This is a genomic window from Virgibacillus kimchii, assembly GCF_055379185.1.
This window is the reverse complement of record NZ_AP043951.1, coordinates 2,746,513-2,766,717: the sequence shown is the minus strand read 5'-3', so window position 1 is coordinate 2,766,717 and position 20,205 is coordinate 2,746,513. Positions and strand designations below refer to the sequence as shown.

18 protein-coding genes are annotated in these 20,205 nt (G+C 42.6%); 13 read left to right on the top strand and 5 right to left on the bottom strand.

Going from position 1 to position 20,205, the window contains the following annotated elements; all coding sequences use genetic code 11:
* Positions 1 to 132 precede the first annotated feature (132 nt).
* From tnpA to ACZ42C_RS13285, 9 genes are all read left to right on the top strand, one after another.
* Entirely contained in the window at positions 133 to 603 is a 471-nt protein-coding gene (tnpA, locus tag ACZ42C_RS13325) for an IS200/IS605 family transposase (protein WP_461183836.1), read from the top strand.
* A gap of 316 nt (positions 604 to 919) precedes the next feature.
* Positions 920 to 1,141: a hypothetical protein gene (locus tag ACZ42C_RS13320; protein WP_461182016.1), complete on the top strand. Its 222-nt coding sequence runs from the start codon at positions 920 to 922 to the stop codon at positions 1,139 to 1,141.
* A 26-nt stretch (positions 1,142 to 1,167) separates the two neighbouring features.
* Positions 1,168 to 1,485 carry a PTS sugar transporter subunit IIB gene (locus ACZ42C_RS13315; RefSeq protein ID WP_461182017.1) on the top strand — a complete coding sequence of 106 codons (318 nt, stop codon included), beginning with the start codon at positions 1,168 to 1,170 and terminating at the stop codon, positions 1,483 to 1,485.
* A gap of 59 nt (positions 1,486 to 1,544) precedes the next feature.
* Positions 1,545 to 2,843, top strand: coding sequence for a PTS sugar transporter subunit IIC (locus ACZ42C_RS13310; protein WP_461182018.1), 1,299 nt, complete (start codon positions 1,545 to 1,547; stop codon positions 2,841 to 2,843).
* 32 nt (positions 2,844 to 2,875) lie between these two features.
* Positions 2,876 to 3,208 (top strand): PTS lactose/cellobiose transporter subunit IIA, encoded by a 333-nt coding sequence (locus ACZ42C_RS13305; RefSeq protein WP_461182019.1) that lies wholly within the window; start codon positions 2,876 to 2,878, stop codon positions 3,206 to 3,208.
* 77 nt (positions 3,209 to 3,285) lie between these two features.
* Positions 3,286 to 4,275, top strand: coding sequence for a Gfo/Idh/MocA family protein (locus ACZ42C_RS13300; protein ID WP_461182020.1), 990 nt, complete (start codon positions 3,286 to 3,288; stop codon positions 4,273 to 4,275).
* 238 nt (positions 4,276 to 4,513) lie between these two features.
* Positions 4,514 to 6,133 carry a glutathione ABC transporter substrate-binding protein gene (locus tag ACZ42C_RS13295; protein WP_461182021.1) on the top strand — a complete coding sequence of 540 codons (1,620 nt, stop codon included), beginning with the start codon at positions 4,514 to 4,516 and terminating at the stop codon, positions 6,131 to 6,133.
* A gap of 321 nt (positions 6,134 to 6,454) precedes the next feature.
* Positions 6,455 to 8,287, top strand: coding sequence for a MotA/TolQ/ExbB proton channel family protein (locus tag ACZ42C_RS13290; protein ID WP_461182022.1), 1,833 nt, complete (start codon positions 6,455 to 6,457; stop codon positions 8,285 to 8,287).
* Positions 8,277 to 8,972 (top strand): OmpA family protein, encoded by a 696-nt coding sequence (locus ACZ42C_RS13285; protein WP_461182023.1) that lies wholly within the window; start codon positions 8,277 to 8,279, stop codon positions 8,970 to 8,972. Before ACZ42C_RS13290 ends, ACZ42C_RS13285 begins: the two co-directional genes overlap by 11 nt.
* Positions 8,973 to 9,239: 267 nt before the next feature.
* On the opposite strand, the gene ACZ42C_RS13280 is transcribed toward ACZ42C_RS13285, so the two are convergent.
* The gene (locus ACZ42C_RS13280) at positions 9,240 to 10,019 is read right to left on the bottom strand and encodes a 2-keto-4-pentenoate hydratase (protein WP_461182024.1); all 780 of its coding nucleotides are present in this window, start codon (positions 10,017 to 10,019) and stop codon (positions 9,240 to 9,242) included.
* 237 nt (positions 10,020 to 10,256) lie between these two features.
* Here ACZ42C_RS13280 and hprK point away from each other — a divergent pair, with 237 nt between their 5' ends.
* Together hprK and ACZ42C_RS13270 are read left to right on the top strand one after the other, a co-directional pair.
* A complete protein-coding gene (gene hprK, locus ACZ42C_RS13275; protein ID WP_461182074.1) occupies positions 10,257 to 11,171 on the top strand; it encodes an HPr(Ser) kinase/phosphatase in 915 nt (304 codons plus the stop codon).
* 44 nt (positions 11,172 to 11,215) lie between these two features.
* Entirely contained in the window at positions 11,216 to 11,524 is a 309-nt protein-coding gene (locus tag ACZ42C_RS13270; protein WP_461182025.1) for a TIGR04104 family putative zinc finger protein, read from the top strand.
* Positions 11,525 to 12,082: 558 nt separating this feature from the next.
* Here ACZ42C_RS13270 and putP read toward each other — a convergent pair.
* The 3 genes from putP to pruA all read right to left on the bottom strand — a co-directional run bounded on the left by putP (position 12,083) and on the right by pruA (position 16,403).
* Positions 12,083 to 13,564 carry a sodium/proline symporter PutP gene (putP, locus tag ACZ42C_RS13265; protein WP_461182026.1) on the bottom strand — a complete coding sequence of 494 codons (1,482 nt, stop codon included), beginning with the start codon at positions 13,562 to 13,564 and terminating at the stop codon, positions 12,083 to 12,085.
* 220 nt (positions 13,565 to 13,784) lie between these two features.
* Positions 13,785 to 14,792: a proline dehydrogenase family protein gene (locus tag ACZ42C_RS13260; protein WP_461182027.1), complete on the bottom strand. Its 1,008-nt coding sequence runs from the start codon at positions 14,790 to 14,792 to the stop codon at positions 13,785 to 13,787.
* A 63-nt stretch (positions 14,793 to 14,855) separates the two neighbouring features.
* A complete protein-coding gene (gene pruA / locus ACZ42C_RS13255; RefSeq protein WP_461182028.1) occupies positions 14,856 to 16,403 on the bottom strand; it encodes an L-glutamate gamma-semialdehyde dehydrogenase in 1,548 nt (515 codons plus the stop codon).
* Positions 16,404 to 16,648: 245 nt separating this feature from the next.
* Between pruA and ACZ42C_RS13250 the strand changes: the two genes are divergently transcribed.
* Positions 16,649 to 18,022: a sigma-54 interaction domain-containing protein gene (locus tag ACZ42C_RS13250; RefSeq protein ID WP_461182075.1), complete on the top strand. Its 1,374-nt coding sequence runs from the start codon at positions 16,649 to 16,651 to the stop codon at positions 18,020 to 18,022.
* 221 nt (positions 18,023 to 18,243) lie between these two features.
* On the opposite strand, the gene ACZ42C_RS13245 is transcribed toward ACZ42C_RS13250, so the two are convergent.
* Positions 18,244 to 18,795, bottom strand: a complete 552-nt coding sequence (locus ACZ42C_RS13245; protein WP_461182029.1) for a DUF3231 family protein — start codon at positions 18,793 to 18,795, stop codon at positions 18,244 to 18,246.
* A 186-nt stretch (positions 18,796 to 18,981) separates the two neighbouring features.
* Between ACZ42C_RS13245 and ACZ42C_RS13240 the strand changes: the two genes are divergently transcribed.
* A complete protein-coding gene (locus ACZ42C_RS13240; RefSeq protein WP_461182076.1) occupies positions 18,982 to 20,148 on the top strand; it encodes a TraB/GumN family protein in 1,167 nt (388 codons plus the stop codon).
* The last annotated feature ends 57 nt before the right edge of the window (positions 20,149 to 20,205 follow it).

Below are 20,205 nucleotides of genomic sequence, written 5' to 3'. Positions count from 1 at the left end.
CTTTGAAAACCCCCGGCTATGCCGGGGGTTCCAGAGAGCTTCTAGCGTGGGGTCAAAAAAAGCCTCGCTTCATGGTAAGATTAGGTAGGTTTCCCGACCACCAAAATCTCACCATAGAAGGAGGCACGTCCAATGAAGGACAAGAATAGTTTAGCACACACGCAGTGGAGATGTAAGTACCATATAGTTTTTGCACCAAAATATAGAAGACAAATCATATATGGAAAATATAAAAGAAGTATAGGAGAAATAATCAGAGAACTCTGCGAAAGAAAAGGCGTTGAAATACACGAAGCAAATGCATGCAAAGACCACATTCATATGTTAGTTAGTATACCACCAAAATTGAGTGTGTCTCAATTCATGGGATACTTAAAAGGTAAAAGTAGTTTAATGATCTTTGACCGTCATGCGAATTTAAAGTATAGATATGGTAATCGAAAATTCTGGTGTCGAGGATTCTTTGTGGATACGGTGGGAAGAAATAAAAATCAAATTCAAGAGTATATACGAAATCAGCTTAGGGAGGATTACATGAGCGATCAATTAACATTATTTGAAGAATTTGATCCGTTCACCGGTAAGAAAAATAAAAAGAAATAAGAGATTCTTTAAGAATCAGTGAGTAAGTGTGGTGCAAAAGGGAAACCCATTCAGTGGGCCTTTTAGGCCGAGGCCGGTAACATAGGCTTTCAGCCGCAGAGCAAACCACCAGTTCACACTGGTGGTTTTGATTTATTGTTTTTTTAAAAAAGACAGATTGGATAACACACTGACACAGCTTGCCGGAATTGCCTCCGGGAGCACATTTAAAAAGTTGGCATGATTTTTGCATTATCTTTAGGTGAGTGCATCCATACAAAAAAGATGCATGAGTTTTGGATGTAAGGGGTAACATAACTATGTCAGGAGGGCTTAGATGAAAAAGTTTTTAATCATTTATGCGTCGGTTTTTGCACTTATCTGGATTGGCTATGGCCTGTATGCAGTAATAACCGGAAGTCCTTCAGCCAACCTGGTTCTCGGTTTCGGGATTGCATTTTCTATTATTATTTTTGCGGCATCATGGTTTTCCTATTGGCTGATGGGACATTATAAACGGGTTGATCACATGGCCAAAGAGATTTTAACAAAGAAATAATTATACATGAAAAGGAGCGGATTAGAATGGCGGAACAAAAGAAAATTATTATTCTTTGCAGTTGGGGTGCGACATCCAGCCAGTTGGCGAAAAAAGTACAGGAAGCAGCTGAAAAGCGTGGTATGGATGTGGAGGCTCATGCCGGCGGGACCGGTGAGTTTAAGCAAAAAGCAGGTCAGTATGATGTGGCATTGCTTGAACCGCAAGTGCGTCATTTGAAAAAAGAAGTCAGTAAAGTAGCGGATGAGCACGGAATTCCAATGGACCTGGTAGATCAGCGTGCATTTGCTTTAATGGATGGGGATAAAGTATTGGATCAGGCTTTAAAATTACTGGAAGAATAAAAGGCATGCCCAAAAGTGGGTGACCCTGCTTTTGGAATGCCTGTAGGGGGGTACATGTAATGAATATGGTAGAATGGATGGAAGATAAGTTAATGGAGCCTTTGGGCAAGATCGCCCAAAATAGATACTTACAGTCAATTCGGGATGCATTCGTTATATTTGCTTTACCCGTAATTATCACTGGGGCGTTATTTCTGATTATCGCAAACCCGCCCACTTCCCTCGACTGGGGTATTATCAATGCATGGGAAAATGCGATTGAGCCAATTCAGGCGCAAATTCTGTTCCCGTTTAACTTGACATTTGGGATTATGGCACTGACCGTAGCGTTTGGTGTCGGTTACAGTCTGGCCTCGCGGTATGATATGGATGCAGTTATGGCGGGGATTTTATCAATGATCGCATTTTTTATGACTGCATTTCCGATGACGGATATTGAGCAGGTTCCTTTTGGGGAAATTCTCGCCTATTTGGGTGGACAAGGACTGTTTGTTGCGATTATTTTGGGGATTTTAACAACGGAATTGATGCGGTTTTTAATTAATAAGGGTTTTACCTTTGAAATGCCGGCGGGGGTGCCGCCATACGTGATGCGAACCTTCCGTGCGTTAATTCCTTTCTTGCTTATTTTGCCTGCCGTATGGATCCTGGCCTGGATTGTCTGGGCAAACTTCGGTGTGACGATTCCGCAGGCAGTGCTCGATCTGTTCAGTCCGCTTGTAGCTGCATCGAATACTTATTGGGCAGCGGTCGGAATGATCTTATTAATGCTCGTACTTTGGTCCATCGGGATCCATGGCATGAACGTAGTTTCTTCTGTGGCATATCCGTTCTGGATGACGCAGATGGCTGAAAACGCAGATGCAGTCAGTGCCGGCAATGCGGAGGCGGCAACCGGTATTGTAACGGAACCGTTTTATCACATGTTTACACACATTGGCGGGTCCGGTGCAACGATCGGTCTTGCTGTATTTTTACTGTTTGCAGCCTCAACGCAATTAAAACAGGTGGGAAAAACTGCGATTATTCCATCGCTGTTTAATATTAATGAACCAATTATATTCGGGGTGCCGATTGTATTGAACCCACTTTTAATTATTCCGTTTGTATTAGGGCCGGTTGTTATAGTTACGATTAACTATATTTTATTCGCCACAGGCGTTATTCCGCCGGTTATTATTCAGCCGCCTTTTACAGTGCCAATCTTCTTTGGTGGCTTCATAGCTACAGGTGGGTCAGTAATCGCCGGGCTGGTGCAAATCATGAATGCGGTTATTGCGGCACTTATTTACTGGCCTTTCTTTAAGCGATATGACAAACAGCTTGTAATGGAGGAAGAGGAAAGAAAAGAAGTATAAGACATCTTTGCGCTATGAGGAGTGTTTTGCTGATGAACTATGAAGAGATTATGACACAGCTTATTCTGCATGGCGGGAATGCCCGCGGAGCAGCTTATGAAGCATTGGATGAAGCAGAAGAGTACAAATTCGCAGAAGCGGAAAAACTGCTGGAAGAAGCAAATGAGGAATTTCTGAAAGGGCATAAATACCAGACCCAACTTATTCAATCGCAGGATGAGGATGCGGTTCCCAGCTTCTTCATGATTCACGCACAGGATCATGTTATGACAGCCCAGGCTGAGCTGCAGTTAATTAAACGAATGGTTGAGCAACTGAAAACAACCGAAAAACTGGAAAAGCGAATTGAAAAACTGGAGCAATAATGGGACGCGGGGACAGGTTCATTCTCCCAATAAACTGGGACACGAAACCTGTCCCTTTATCTGTGGAGGGGATGACGATGAATTTTGGAACGATTGGAACAGGTTGGATTACAGATGCTTTTATTGAGGCATCCAAAGCTTCTTCGGGTTTAACCCATAATGTTGTGTATTCAAGGACGAAAGAGCATGCAGATGATTTTGCCAAAAAGCACCGGGTGGAACATGTTTTCACGGATATGAACGAGATGGCTGCAAGTAACTTACTGGATGTGGTTTACATTGCTTCTCCAAATGCGCTGCATTTTGAACAGGTACTGCTTTTTTTGAAAAACAGGAAGCATGTCATTTGTGAAAAGCCTATTTTTTCTAATTTACAGGAATGGGAAGAAGCGCATCGGGTGGCAGAGAAAAATAACGTTTATCTTTTTGAAGCAATGAGAAATCTCCATTCCCCCAACTTTACCGTGCTGAAAAAAGGACTCGAGCAAATTGGTAAAGTGCGCAGCGTGATACTGCCGTTTGTTCAGTATTCCTCCAGGTATGACAAGTATCTCGATGGGGAAGTGCCAAATATCTTCACAACGGAATTTTCCGGAGGTGCCCTGGTGGACTTGGGTGTGTATCCTTTGTCACTGGCAGTAGGACTGTTTGGCAAACCGGAAAATGCATCCTATTTCCCTGTGAAGCTTGCAACCGGTGTGGATGGAAGTGGCACACTGATATTGGAGTATGCAGATCATACCACCACCATTATGTGTTCGAAAATTGCCCAATCGGCCAATACCTGTGAAATTCATGGTGAGAAGGGAACATTATCTTTTGAAAATCCCGGGGATATGTATCAGCCACGTATTATAAAAAATGGTACGAAGGAAGAATTGCCATTGGATGCGGATGATCATCCGAACAATATGGTGTATGAAGCAGAAACATTTGCAAGTATTATTCGAAGTAAAGATATAGAATCGTATGATCGGCTGAAAGAGCTTAGCCGGGATGTATTGACGATCACTGAGAAAGTCAGGCATGAAAATGGAATTATGTTTGATAGAGAGAAGATTAATTGAAAGAGGACCTCGTTAAGGGTCCTTTTTTCTTTGAAAAGAAAAATGTTGAAAAATGTCCAGGGGCCTTTAAACGTTTTATACATAGGCTTTTCTGACCATATAATTGTTATTTATTTCAAAAAATAAACATTACTGTATTTACTTTTATAGAATTATAGGATATAATTTATATTAATTTTATAATGACAGACTTTTTTTGTTATTATAAAATAAACAAATTTTACTAGGGGGAAGAATTTTGACAAAAAAAGGTTTATTACAACTGTTGGCCATCAGCTTCCTTGTTTTTATTCTGGCAGCCTGTGCAGAAGAGCCTGATGAGGCCGGAACAGAAGCGGAAGAAACAGAGACAGAGGAAAATGGAGATGCTGAGGCTGCGGAAGGCACTGAAGGTGGAGATTTAGTGATTGCGGCACTGTCAGATGCAACGATCCTGGATCCTCACATTTCAAGTGATGTTCCGTCTGGTAATGTGCAGATCAATATTTATGAAACGTTAACAAAGTTTGATGAGGACCTGGAGCTGCAGCCATTGCTTGCTGAAAGCTGGGAGGCCATTGATGATACCGTTTGGGAGTTTAAATTACGGGAAGACGTAACGTTTACAGATGGTGCTGAGTTTAACGCAGAAGCTGTTAAAACGAACTTGGACAGGCTTCTGGATGAAGAATTGGCATCGCCAAGAGCGATTTTGTTTAATGTTATTGATGAAGTAGTAGTGGTAGATGAATATACAGTACAAATGATCACGGAATACCCGTTTGCTCCACTGCCTTCTCATTTTGCCCATTATGCTTCCAGTATGATCAGCCCGGAAGTTATTCAGGCAGATTATGATGAAGTGGAAGCCGGAGGAGATTTTGGGACATATGTAAATGAAAACCCGGTAGGAACGGGAATATTCACTTATAATAACTGGGAACCAGGTGTGGAAATTGTACTTGACCGAAATGATGACTACTGGGGCGAACCGGCAAAGGTAGATTCAGTTACTTTTAGAGTAGTAGCTGAGGATTTGACCCGTATTGCTGATTTGGAGACTGGCGGAGCACATATTATTGATCCAGTCATGGCAACACATGTAGAGCAATTGGAGAATACGGAAGGTGTGCACCCTTACCTCACAGAAGGAGCAACGATCACCTATATGGGCTTTAACGTGGAAAAAGAGCCTTTTGATGATCCGAAAGTACGCCGTGCGGTAGCTATGGCTCTGAATAAACAGGAAATGGTGGATGGAATACTGGAAGGAACCGGGGAAGTTGCTGTAGGACCGGTCAACAGCACACAATTTGGTTACAGTGATGAAATTGATGCGCTGGAGTATGACATTGAGGCAGCAAAAGAGTTGCTTGCTGAAGCAGGTTATGAAGATGGTTTCGAAACAACCATCTGGACCAATGACAGTCAGGAACGTATTGATATTGCGACCTATACTCAGGAAGGTCTTACTGAAATTGGTGTTGACGTAGAAATAGAAGTGGTAGAGTGGGGAGCTTATCTTGAAGCAACTGGCAATGGGGATCATGAAATGTTCATTCTCGGGTTGTCACTTGGAACAATGGATGCAGACTATCCAATGCATATGCTGTTCCACTCTGAAAACGTAGGTTCCACAGGAAACCGTTCTTTTATGCAGAGCGATGAGTTTGACGAAATGCTCTATGAAGCACGGGTGGAACAGGATGAAGATACTCGCCTGCAAATGTATATAGAAGCTGCCAACTGGCTGAATGAAGAATCACCAATGGCGTTTCTGTATCATCCATCCCAGATCATGGGATATGCAGAAGGGGTAAACGGCTTCTGGGCTGATGGTTCAGGTTTGTATCAGCTGCGTGACGTAACACTTGATTAATAGAATATGATGAATGGAAAGACTCACCCCTTTGAGGGTGAGTCTTTTGCGTTTGACGGGAAATGGATGTGAATCTGCAGGGGGCGATAGAAGACTTTGAGGGTCCTGTGCTGAATGGCTTTCATAAAGAGGAGAAAAAAGATATCCAATGCAATACCATAATGCTGGGAAAAAAACGCTGTGGCAGATTAGTTTACCCGCTTTCCCTCCTTGAGTCCCGACAGATTCAACAGGAGGACCGTCGGTGTTGGAACTTGTACACATGATTTATCTTCCTGGTGAATAGATATGTAAGAGAAGCCTTTTGTAGGAGGAAATTGCATGGTGGAGTTTATACTTGGGATGTTTGCGGGTGAGGAAAAGGTACAGGCGGTATTGGCAAATCCACTTATTGAGTTTATATTTATGGTATTATTTATTGCTTTTATACTTGCTGTTTTTGTGCATATTTTTCTGTTTACACGGTTACGCAGCATTAGAAATTATTTAAAGGATACAAACCGGATGGATATAGCACCGCTTTCTGCTATGAAGGATGAATTCGAACGGGAGCAAGAAGCAAATGGTATGAAGGTGGAAACGTTTGTCCAGGAGAAATTTTCTGGCTGGCGTGTTTTTCAAGTTCCGGCAATCAGTCTGATGAAAATGGTCCAGATGACGGTATCTGTGTTTATTTTGCTTGGGGTATTGGGTACGTTTATTGGGCTGACGATGTCACTCGGCAGCATCAATATGACGGGCGGCGATCAGCTTGTGGAAGATGTAGCAGCTGTGCTGGCCGGTATTGATGTAGCGTTTTATACAAGTATTGCTGGGATGGGCTTTTCCCTGTTTATGACCATCCTGATCAGGCTGTTAAATACGGAATTTATGCTGACGGATATTATGTTGATGACGGAATCAGCGTTGGAAAGAGAAGAGAAAAACGGGGTGAACCGGCTGATTGAAGTTACCGAGACGATTAATCAGTCCATTCTCGGGCTGCAGGAAACGAACCAGGAGTCATTACAAAGCATTGAAAAAGCATTCCATGGGTTCCAGGAATATACAACAGGTCTGCAGCAATCGGCAAAAGATCTGGCACTATTTAATGAAGGTCTGCATGAAAACCTGCAGGAGTTTCAAGAACTGTTTCAGCAGATGAGAGCAGTTACGGATGGGTTTGAAGAGGGCACATCCAAGCTGAATAAGAATTTTGACAGTCTGTTTTCCTATTTTAAAAAGATGGACAGCCGAAACGAACGGATGACTAAAGCGTTTGAACAGACATACGAGAAAGTAAATGAAACGTCTGCCGCACAGTTAAAGACACTTGGACATTTTGAGGAGTCGGTGGATGATGTAAAAAACTTCACATCTTCTTTGCTGGAGGAACAGCAATCCATGCAGCAAGCTTTTGAAAAAATAGAGCAGAAAACTACCGCACTGGCAGATCAGATGGGGGAACATAATAAGGAGTTCAAAAAGATTTTCGGGGATGATGTGACAGGGAAGCTGACAGGGATGAATACCTATTTGCGTGAGCTTTCTGCTGATTTTGATGAGATGGGTTCATCGCTTTCAAAGCTTCCTGATGCGCTGGATGTCATTAATCAGACACAGGCAGAATATAAGCATTTGTTGTCGGATCGCTTTCAGGAGCTGAAGGAATTTAACCGGACTTTTAACGATCATCTGCAAAGCCATGCACAGGATTCCAGAAGTTTTGAGAGGAATATGCAGGAAGCGACCCGCAGTTATGAACAAATCGGAATGAAAAATAGCGAGTTGATCCAGGAGATCAATGCAACTATCGCGCAAATGGGAAACAGTTTTAACCAGCGGGAAAATCAATTGGAAGCAAGTGTAGGCGTTTTAAGGGATACACTTTCCAACTATGTGTCAAATCTGGAGGGGAATGTTGGCCATAAATTGGATCAGCTTGGCCGTACGATGACGGATTATATGCAGCAAATGAATGAAGGTTTGCGGAGTGAATTTATGGAGTTAAACCGGGTCACGGAAACAAACCAGCAAAGTAACGCCAGGTTTATTCAACAGACGTTGCAGGAGCTGAACAGGGAAATTCAGATGCTGAATCAGCAGCGGAACGGAATTATTCAACAGCCGGCCCCGCGGAATAATCGCATAGGGATGAATCAAAATGAATACTAAGTACCAGCGTTTGTTTCGTCAACAGGGAGGAGGAGGGCATTTTTGGCCTTCATTTACGGACTTGCTGACAACCATTTTATTGTGTTTTATACTGATTTTTATCAGTCTGATGGTTATTAAGTCATTGCAGATTGAAGAAATGGAACGAACATTGGATCAGATCATGGGGGTACGTGCCATGCTGGTCAGCGATCTGGAGGAAGAATTCAGTGATTCAGACCTCGGTGTGGAGGTGGATGGCCAAACCGGCGCAATTATTTTTAATACAGACATTCTTTTTGACTATGACGATGATGAATTAAATCCCGGGTCATTTCAGTTTCTTGATGAGTTCGTGCCGATGTATTTGGATATTTTGCTGCAGGAAGGGTATGAAGAATATATTGCCGAGATTATTATAGAAGGGCATACGGACCGGGATGGCAGTTACCTGTATAACCTGCAGCTTTCCCAGGACAGGGCGTACAGTGTGGCATCCTATATTTTGGGAGAGGACTTTCCCTATCAGCATATTCAGGAACATTTGGAGGAAAAACTTACGGTCAACAGTAAGTCCTATACGGATGCGCGGACGGATGAAGATGGTAACTACAGTGCGGAAGACTCCCGGCGGGTAGAGTTTAAATTCCGGCTGAAGGATGAAGAAATTTTGGACAGGACGAGGGAAATATTGGATGGGGCTTAGGAGGGACATAGGGACAGGTCCCTTGTCCCGTTTACGCCAAGTGTATATGGCTTACCCCATGTATTATATATCATTGGAATGCTGATATATTCATGTGCGTGCTGAGCAATCCAAATGGTGAGGCTATATTACGCTGATCCCCTCTATGCCAGCTTGATCCTTTATTCGAATATCCTTTTAACAAGGTGAAGAATTCCCTTTCTCAATCCATAGGAAGTGACCACGATCGGTGTCAAGTTCTAAATGGGGGTTCCGCTGCTGTTCTAATTACTGAAAAGTCACTTCTGCTTGCCCTATACCGCTGAACGAAGCCTTATACGTTCCTTTTTCTGCACGAATAGGAGAAATAAACGTCCCCGAAGAGATAATCATTCCCTTTTTCAGCGTCTTGTTCCGCCGGGCAAGCTTTTTTACCAGCCATGAGACAGAGGAAACCGGATTCTCAAGAACTGCGGAGCCGACACCTTCCCCTGTCTTTTCACCCTGATGAAAAAGTTCCATTTTCACCTTTGGCAGGGCATCCAGGGCAGGGGGGTCAACAGGTTCCCCCTCAACAACCTTTCCGGTTACCCCGTTATCACAAATGAGATCCATCAGCTCAAAGTTTGGAAACCAATCTTTATACCGGGAATCGGGCACTTCCAGACCGGGTGCAATTTTGCTTTTGGACAAAATTTCTTCATCTGTCGCTTCAATGGACAGATCATCTGTAAGGATAAACATTAATTCCGGTTCCACGAGAGGAGCGTTCATGCTTTCTATTAAAATATTTTTCTTGTTTTCCAATATACTTGAAGTAGTCAACGTTCCGTATGCCGGTTCATCGGTATCAGCAAGTGCCTGTGTTTCCGGGCTTGTCATGCTGATTTTGTAGCCCCTTATCTCCTCTCCATACGTCTCACATTTCTTTTGGATAAATGCTTCCTGCACATCATAGGAAGTATTTTCATCCAGGGAATAGGCGTTGCGGATAAAGTCAATTGGCGTTTTCGTTTTGTGGGATTGCAACAGACTTTCGGTGATTTCCTCTATTTCTTTTGTCATCATAATCTCACTCCATTGCTTTTAGAAACAGCATAATGGAAATGAAGCCGTCTGTAAATGGATAGGAATAGAATGCAACTTAAACAAGTTCAGTCTTTCACTATTTCCCGCTTTATCGTATAATTGATGTATACAGTATAAAAAGAGGGAATATCCTTGGTGGGACCGGGACAGGTTATCTGTCCTTTTGTCTCTGCAATATAGAATTAGAAGGTAGTCCCCACAGGAGTGTACGAGATGCTGAAAACGATTACGGTAGATCAATTGGTGAAGGAATTTAAGCTGGAAGTGTTGGCTGGAGAGGAAAGGCTGGATCAGGAAATTACAAAGCAGCATACCCATCGGCCCGGTTTGGAGTTTATCGGATATTTTGATTTTTTCCCAATGGAAAGGGTACAAATTCTTGGGAAAAAGGAGATTAACTATTTGAAGCAGCTGGATGAGGGGGAAAGAAGGAAGCGGATCGGAAATATTGTAAATTACCATCCTCCTTGTTTTATTGTAACGGCAGCACAGCGCGGTTTAACCTATTTAAAGCATTACTGTGCCGAGGAAGGTATTCCGCTGTTGCGGACGACTGAAGATACAAGTGATTTTATAGCAAAAGCGGATGCTTATTTAACCCGGGTCATGGCCCCGGAAATTGCGGTTCATGGTGTTTGTATAAATGTATTTGGGATCGGAATTCTGCTCCGCGGGGAATCCGGTGTGGGAAAGAGTGAAATTGCCCATACATTAATCGGAAGAGGGCACCGCCTTGTTGCCGATGATATTGTCGTGTTGAAAAAACTTAGTCACAGAACGATTCTCGGCACGCATAATGAGAAAAATAAAGAGTTTCTGGCATTAAGGAGCATCGGCCTTCTGAACGTCGTGCGTGTCTATGGGAGGAAGGCATTCCAGGAAGAGACGAGGATCACCCTGGATATTGAAATGACAAAGTGGGAAAAGGATTCATTGAATAATGAACTCGAGGTGGAAGAGGAGACGAAAGATTATCTGGGTGTACCGATTCCACATATTAAAATTCAGCTGCAGCCTGGTCGGGATGTAGCAGGATTGATTGAAGCAGCGGCAAACAACTGGTATCTGCAGCAGCAGGGCTATAGCGCGGCAGAGGATTTCCTGAGCCGGGTGGAGGAAGAGGATTCATAGGCTTTATTGGGTAAATAAACCAAATGCAGGAGAGGAGAGTATGAATGCCTGAATGTAAAAATTGCCGGACAAAATGGAAATGGAGCGATGCAATAAAGCGGATATTTACGTTGGGGACTGCGATAGTATGTCCGTATTGTCAGGAAAAGCAATATCTGACCAATCAATCAAGAAGGAAAATGGGCATCCTGCATATGCTCTTGCCACTTTTGATTTTGCTGCCGCTTGTATTAAATATATCTTTTGCCGTCGGTTTTGGCATCTTTGCAATTGCGGCGATCATTGTTTTTTCCATCTATCCGTTCATGATGGTGCTGACTGATAAAGAAGAATTACCCTTTGGAAAAGAATAAATTTCCGTATCATCGTGTGATGATACGGAATTTTTATTTTCATGTGTCTCATAGATTGATTAAATAACTGAGCAATGTGGTTGTATTTGTTTTGTTTTTATTGATCCACTGTTCACAAGTGATCTCTATGGTATGTCAAATCGTCCCTTTGGATAAATGAGACACGATAGAACAGCGCAAAGGTATGTCATTTCCCTTCTTTGTCTAAATGACGTACCATAGACTAGCTCAAAGGTATGTCAATTCCCTCCTTTGGATAAATGAGATACCATAGAACAGCGCAAAGGTATGTCATTTTCCCCCTTTGCCTAAATGAGACACCATAGAAAAGCGCAAAGGTACGTCATTTCTCTATTCTGACAAAATGACGTACCATAGAGCAGCGCAAAGGTATGTCATTTCCCCTCTTTGCCTAAATGAGACACCATAGAACAGCAAAATGGTACGTCATTTCTCTATTCTGACAAAATGACGTACCATTGAAACATGTTTATGCATGCCATTATCCTATTTTACTAATTGGCTGGCAGGATTCTCTAAATGAGGTAAAAATACATCTTATTTATTTTGAGTATTTACAATCTCAACTGCTTCGTCAAACTCGCGATCAACCTCTGCATTAGGTTTGTATGTCATCAAGCTGACGACGATTGCTACAATTAAACAGAGCAGGAACCCGGGAACAATTTCATACAGGTAACCGGAAAGGTCTGACGTGCCCCATGCAAATACGGTAACTGCACCGACAATCATACCCCATAATGCACCTTGACCAGTGAATTTCTTCCAATATAATGCTAACAAAATAACCGGGCCGAAAGCGGCTCCGAATCCTGCCCAGGCAAAGGATACAAGACCGAGAATTGTATCGTTTTGCTGCCATGCAAAAATCATCGCAATAAGTGATACGGCTAAAACAGCGATACGACTCAGGTTTACAAGTTGTTTTTGTGATGCATCCGTGCGGAATACTGCTTTATATATATCCTCCACCAGTGCAGATGAAGTCACAAGCAACTGGGATGAAACGGTACTCATAATGGCTGCAAGTACGGCTGCCAGCATCAGTCCGGCTATAAACGGATGGAAGAATATCTGCCCCAGCGCAATAAAGACAGCTTCCGGGTCTGTTAAGGTTACGTCAGGATTTTGGGTAAAGTATGCAACCCCGACCAGTGCAGTTGCTGCTGCACCAATTAAGGAAATCAGCATCCAGCCGATCCCGATTCTCCTCGCTTTTTTCGTTTCCCTTACAGACGAAATCGCCATGAAACGGATAATGATATGCGGCTGGCCAAAGTAACCCAGCCCCCATGCGAGAGAAGAAATGACCCCGGTTGCTGTAGCGGTTGCAAACAGACTCAGTAAAGAAGGATCCACAGACTGGATCGAGCTCGTTGTTTCGCCGAATCCACCGGTGGCAAAAACACCAATAATAGGAACCAGAAGTAATGCAAGAAACATCATTGTACCCTGTACGACGTCTGTAAAGCTAACGGCAAGGAATCCGCCGATAAAGGTGTAAGTAATCGTTACCAATGCCACGATGATCAAGCCGGTGTGGTAACTGTAGTCAAATGATTGCTGGAAGAAAACGCCACCAGCTACCATGCCGGATGAAACATAAAAAGTAAAATAAACCAAAATAATGATACCGGAAACAACTCTGAGAATTTTAGAATTATTTTTGAAACGACTATCCAGAAAGCTTGGAATCGTAATGGAATTGTTGGAAACTTCCGTATAAGCTCTAAGCCTTGGTGCTACGAAAATCCAGTTCAGCCACGCTCCTATGAGCAAGCCGATGGCAATCCATGCTTCTACTAAACCGGATACATAAATAGCACCAGGGAGCCCCATTAAGAGCCATTGGGACATATCTGAAGCCCCTGCACTCAATGCGGACGTCAAGGAATTCAGCTTTCGTCCGCCAAGCATATAATCATCGAGATTACTTGTTCTTTTGTATCCATAAAATCCAATCCCGATCATACCAAGTAAATAAACAATAATCGCTATAAGTTGAAACGTTGAATCCATGCTTCTTCCCCCTAATTTATTTATTTATATTATCGTGTTCTATAACACGTTGTTTTATTAAAAGGCTTCCATTGATGAACATATGCAATTTGGCATAAGAGATTGGAAGCGGAAACTGTGCTTTGTAATAAGGAGGATGGAGGCAGGAAAAGTTCATGATGAAGTTTCCTGCTGTTGAAGTAATTAATGCAGAATTCACAAATATAACTGCACACATACATCAAGCTTTTTCTTTTTTCTTGTTTCTCCTCCACAGTGTGAACAACCCGACAGCAGCTGCCCCTGCGACAATAGGTGTCTTTTTCAATTTATTGTCTTCTGTATAAAAAGTATCTTTCATGACTAATTTCAGGTTCTGTGGTCTTTCTGCCAAGCGGCGCATGAAATAACCGAACCAATCATTGCCAAATGGGATATACGTACAGAAATTGTAGCCTTCATTTGCCAGTCCGTGCTGCATTTCCAACCGGAAACCATAAAGCATTTGAAATTCAAAGTTATCCTTTGGTACGTTATGTTCATCCACAAACTTCTTTAATTTATTAATAATGTTGTGGTCATGGGTGGCAATGGACGTGAATGTATCTCCCAGTAACCGGGATTCGCAAGCTTTTATAAAATTGGCATCAATTTCCTCCGTGGATTGGAAAGCAACTTCATCGCTTTCCTTATATGCTCCTTTTACAAGGCGGAGGCGTACGTCTTTTAAGTCTTCAAGGTCATCCATGGTCCGATGTAAATACGATTGCAGCACTGTTCCCACATTACTGAAATCTTTCCTTAAAATGGCCAATATATCAAGTGTCTTCTGGTAGTGCTCGTATTTTTCCATATCGATATTTACGAATATGTCGTATTTCGCAGCAGCGCTCAGGATTTCAGACATGTTACTGATACAAAAGTCCTGCTCAATGTCCATGCCAAGCTGTGTCATTTTTACGGAAACATGGCAATCGAGTTTTTCCTCATGGATCTTTTCAATCATTTCCAAAATATCCTCTTTTGCCTGAGTTGCCTCTCCTTTGTCAAAAACGAATTCCCCCAGATTATCCAGCGTACAGCTGATCCCGGCCTGGTTCAGTTCTTTAACTACGTGGACGACACTATTGATATCCGTTCCTGCTACAAATTTATCTGCACCGAGGCGGAAGCCCCATTTTTTCGCGTTTGCATTTAAAAATTGATTATTAGATAATGCGATGAAAAAATCTCTGGTTAGATTAGCCATTGGCTGCAACTCCTTTTTGATATCTGGCGGGGGACAGTAAAAAAAGCTGCCCCCCGCCTCAAATTAAAATGCTTCGGTTACGGTTTTTGCATTCAGGAAATGATGCAGATAATCCGGGCCGCCTGCTTTGGAATCGGTGCCGGACATTTTGAATCCGCCAAATGGCTGATAACCAACGATGGCGGCTGTACAACCGCGGTTAAAGTAGAGGTTACCAACTTGGAATTCCGTACGTGCACGGTTTAAGTTTTCGCGATTATCGGAAATAACAGCACCTGTCAGCCCGTACTCTGTATTGTTTGCAATTTCCAGTAATTCATCAAAATCATTCGCTTTTGCAAATCCAACTACAGGTCCAAAAATTTCTTCCTGCATGAGTCTGCCTTTTGGATCCATATCTTTGAAGATGGTAGGGTGAACGAAATAGCCTTTGGAATCATCTGTTTCTCCTCCGTAAGCCAGTTCGCCTTCCTGTTTGCCAAGTTCAATATATTCTTTAATTTTGTCGAATTGCTTCTGGTTTACAACTGCACCCATGTATACATTTTCTTCAGATGGGGTGCCGACAGTAAGCTCTTTTGTAAGTTCAATGGATTTTTCCAGTACTTCGTCATAAACATCTTTATGCACAATGGCTCTGGAACAGGCTGAACATTTCTGTCCGGAAAAGCCGAATGCGGAATCTACAATAGATTGTGCTGCAAGATCAAGATCTGCTTCTTTGTCCACGATGATGGTGTCTTTTCCGCCCATTTCAGCTACAACAGTTTTGAGGTGTTGTTGTCCTTCCTGTACTTTGGCAGCGCGCTCAAAAATACGTGTTCCTGTAGCACGGGAGCCGGTAAAGTTAATAAATTGTGTGTCCTTATGGTCAACAAGGTAGTCCCCGATTTCGGCAGGATCCCCTGGTACAAAGTTCAATACGCCTTTAGGGAGACCTGCTTCTTCAAGCACTTCCACAAGTTTATAGGCAATAACCGGTGTATTTTCCGACGGCTTCATGAGAACTGTATTACCTGCAACGATTGGAGCAACCGTTGTACCAGCTACGATTGCAAAAGCAAAGTTCCATGGCGGAATGACTACGCCTGACCCCATCGCCTGATACGTATATGCGTTATGCTCATTCACGCGGTGATTGAGCTCTTTTCCTTCGCCAAGTTCGACCATCTGGCGCGCGTAATACTCCAGGAAGTCAATTCCTTCTGCTGTATCTCCATCTGCCTGGTTCCATGGTTTACCTGCATCGTATACAAGCCATGCAGAAAATTCATGCTTGCGGCGGCGAACTTTTGCAGCTGCACGGAATAGTACATCCGCACGTTCTTTGGCGCTCCATGTGCTCCAGGTTTTAAATGCTTCCTTCGCACTTTCCATTGCTTGTTCAATGTGATCCTTTGTAGCCATGGATACTTTTCCTATTACCTCTTCTTTGTTTCCAGGGTTATAGGAAGTAAGTTTATTATCAGTATAAATTTTTTCTCCGTTTATGACGATTGGATATTCTTGCCCGAGTTCCCCTTTCACTTTGTTTAATGCGGCTTCGAATTCCTTCTGGTTCGTTTCGTCGTTAAAATCCGTGAATGGTTCGTGCTTAAATGGTAAAACCACAAGAAAACCTCCTTAGAAATAAATAATATTCGTTACCTTTACAGATAACCTTCTATCATTCTATCAAACATGCAAAAACCATGCCAAGTTTTGAAGAGTACTTGAGGAAGCCCGGGAAATCGTTTTCAAAGTAAATTTTGGACAAGGGAGGCGTAAGAAATTTATTTGCTAAAAGTGTACAGTAATTATACAAAAGTGTATAATTGGTTTACACTAACTTTTACAATTGAGGAGGTGAAATGGTGATGAACGAATTATACTATCTGAATGCTATACTGCAGATGGAGGATGACGCGATTACCATTGTCAATAAAGAAAGAAAGGTGCTTTACTGGAACGGGGCAGCGGTCAGAACCTATAATATTAAACAGGAAGACATTCTCCATAAATCAATAGAAAATTACTTCCATACGGAAGATCTCGTTGTGCTGCAGGTATTGGAATCAAGGGAAGAGGTATGGAATGAATACCATCGGCCGCGGGAGGACAAACATGTCGTCATTAATGCTTTACCGGTTTACAATAAGGAAAATGATCTGATTGGTGCTGTTTCGATTGAACGGGATATTACACAAATTGTAAAGTTGAACGCCAATTTGGAGAGCACTTCAGCAGAATTGAATGAACTCCGGCAAAAAGTGCACGTTAATAATGATGAAAATCCTTTTGTTAATCTCAGAGGGAAAAGTGGAACGCTTAAGCAAACAATTCAGATGGCAAGAAAAGCTGCAAAGACAGATGCTACCACATTAATTCTCGGAGAAAGCGGTACAGGAAAGGAAATTTGTGCGCGGGCCATTCATGAAGCAAGCGACCGCAGAGATGGGCCGTTTATTCCTGTCAACTGTGGTGCTATTCCGCAGGCTTTATTTGAAAGTGAATTATTTGGTTATGAGGGAGGTACATTTACCGGCGCAGAAAAGAATGGCAAGGCCGGGAAGCTGGAATTGGCCGATGGCGGAACGCTGTTCTTGGATGAGGTTGGCGAGCTTCCGCTGGAGATGCAGGTAAAACTGCTGCGGGTCCTGCAGGAAGAAACGTTATATCGGATTGGGGATTCAAAAGGAAGGGAGATCAATGTCCGCTTCCTCGCTGCCACCAATCAGAATTTAAAGCAGTTAATGGAAGAAAAACAGTTCAGGTCCGATTTATATTATCGGCTGAATGTCATTCAATTGACCATGCCGCCATTGCGTAACCGAATAGAAGATATACCTGAGTTGGCTAAAGTGTTTTTAAAGCAATTCGCCGTAAGATATCAGGTGCCTGCACCGGAGATTGAACAAGAAGCGATGAATCTTTTGCTTGAATATGATTGGCCCGGCAATGTAAGGGAGCTCAGAAACTTTATGGAGCGGATTATTATTTTGTCGGAAAAACCCTTCATTACAAAAATGGATATGCTGACATTTTTTCCAAACGCCGGCTGGAAAGAAGAAAGCATGGCCCGTGAGGCAGAAAACCGCCTGCCCCTGCTTCCGGAAGAAAAAGAAAAAGTGGAGAAACAGCAGATTCGGGAAATGCTCGAAAAAACAAACGGCAATAAAACCCTGGCAGCAAAGCAGCTCGGTATCTCCCGTATGACCCTTTACAATAAACTGCGGAAATATGAATTGTAAACACCATGGCGGTTTACCTGTTACGTCAGGTTGAAGTGATGCGGAGGAGGAAGAAAGCATGGTCACAAGGAGTTTCCCTTCGTTCCAATCGAATGATTCATAAATGGAAAAGGCTAGCGTAAAGTACTTGTTCCAAGCCTTTTCCACCTGTTGATTCACTTTAGCGTTCAGCTAATATTCTACATAAAATGCGATGATGGAAAAGACAAAGTTAAGAGAACTTAATTATTTTCTCCAACTCCATTTGGCAGATAAGAAGGAGGATTTTTTATCCAGCCGCGCTTACGCATAGTTGTTTTTAATTTAAAGCCGAATTGCGCTTTTTCACCAAAAAACTTTAACCATAGTAATCCCATATCCGTCCGGATGGATTGGTTCATATTTGTGGCGCATAAGGTAGTATTCGAAACAACCTTCGCAGAAAGATAATTTGCCATTTCATAATCCGTCAATTTTACACCTGGCGGGATCGCAGCAGGGTCCGTTTTTGGTTTTACTTCAGAGCTCATGCCAAGGGGAATACTCTCATCGATCATAAATTTTTCCAGCTTATCCATTTGTGATTGCCCAAGCTTTTTTGCTTCCTGGATGAGCTCTATTAAATCTCTATCCTTAGTGGTATTTAATGCAATATCGAGTGACGGCACTTCCTCATGTAAAGTGGAAAGATACAGCCAGCAGGCAAATGCTTCTCCAAGATGAAGAGGAGGCTTGTCTTCACCATCCACCGTCGTCTTTATTATATCTGCAATGTTCTCAAATAAATTAGTCATTCTGAGCACTCCTGATTTACCATTTATGTTTAATTTAACCACTTTTTTAATCGTTATTCCTGTTATTGAAATACAAATTTCCGAGAAAAAGAAAAATACCTATTCAATAGGGCGATACTAGTTTATGATAGGAGTTAGGGAGAATTTTAACTTAACAAGGACAGGGAAGATGACAGTATGGAATTTATGACGGAAGAAAATGTTTCACGATTATATATTGACGGAAAAAAAATAATATTAATCGGAACGGCGCATGTTTCCAAGCACAGTGCCGAAGAAGTAAAGCAGGTCATTGATTCGGAAAAACCGGATGCAGTTTGTGTGGAATTGGATGAACAGCGGTACCAGTCGATTAAAGATGATAATCGCTGGAAGAACATGGACATTTTTAAAGTGATCAAGGAAAAGAAAGCAACACTATTATTAATGAACCTCGCCATTTCTTCCTTTCAGAAGCGGATGGCCAAGCAGTTTGGGATCAGTCCCGGTCAGGAAATGATTCAGGGGATTGAATCTGCGGAAGAGCATGGTGCTGAACTGGTACTGGCAGACAGAAATATCCAAATCACATTTTCCCGGATATGGGCCAACCTTGATTTAAAAGGAAAAGGCATCTTGCTGACGCAGGTCGTAGCCAGTATTTTCAGCAAGGAAACGATATCCGAGGAAGAATTGGAAAAAATGAAGAAACAGGACACGATTAATTCTGTGCTCAATGAGTTTACGGAGCATTTTCCCAAGTTAAAAAAACCGCTGATTGATGAGCGGGACCAGTATTTAGCCCAGAAAATTAAAGAGGCACCGGGCGATAAGGTGGTTGCGGTACTTGGCGCGGCACATGTGCCCGGTATCAAAGAGGAAATCAGAAAGGAAAATGATTTAAAACGACTGACCAAAGTGCCACCGAAATCGAAATGGCCGAAAGTCATTGCTTGGTCCATCCCCATTATTATATTGTCCATTATTGCTTACACATTCTTGGCCAACCCATCAGCCGGCTGGCAGCAGGTGATTACCTGGTTGGCATGGAACGGCTCTTTATCTGCAATTGGAGCGGCAGCTGCCTGGGCGCATCCACTCGCAATCCTTACTGCTTTTTTAGCTGCCCCGTTTACTTCGTTAAACCCATTGCTGGCAGCGGGCTGGTTTGCGGGATTTGTGCAGGCATACATCAAAAAGCCGTATGTCAGTGATTTTGAACAGTTATCCGATGATGTGCAGAGCGTAAAGGGATTTTGGCAGAATAAAGTTACAAGAATTTTACTTGTTGTTATTTTGGCCAACCTGGGAAGTTCACTTGGAACTTTGATTGGTGGAGGAGATGTGATCCGAATCTTTATTCAGAATTTATAGGGTGATGTGAAAGGCTGTCGAAATGTGTATTTTCGGTGGCCTTTTTTGTTTTGGTTG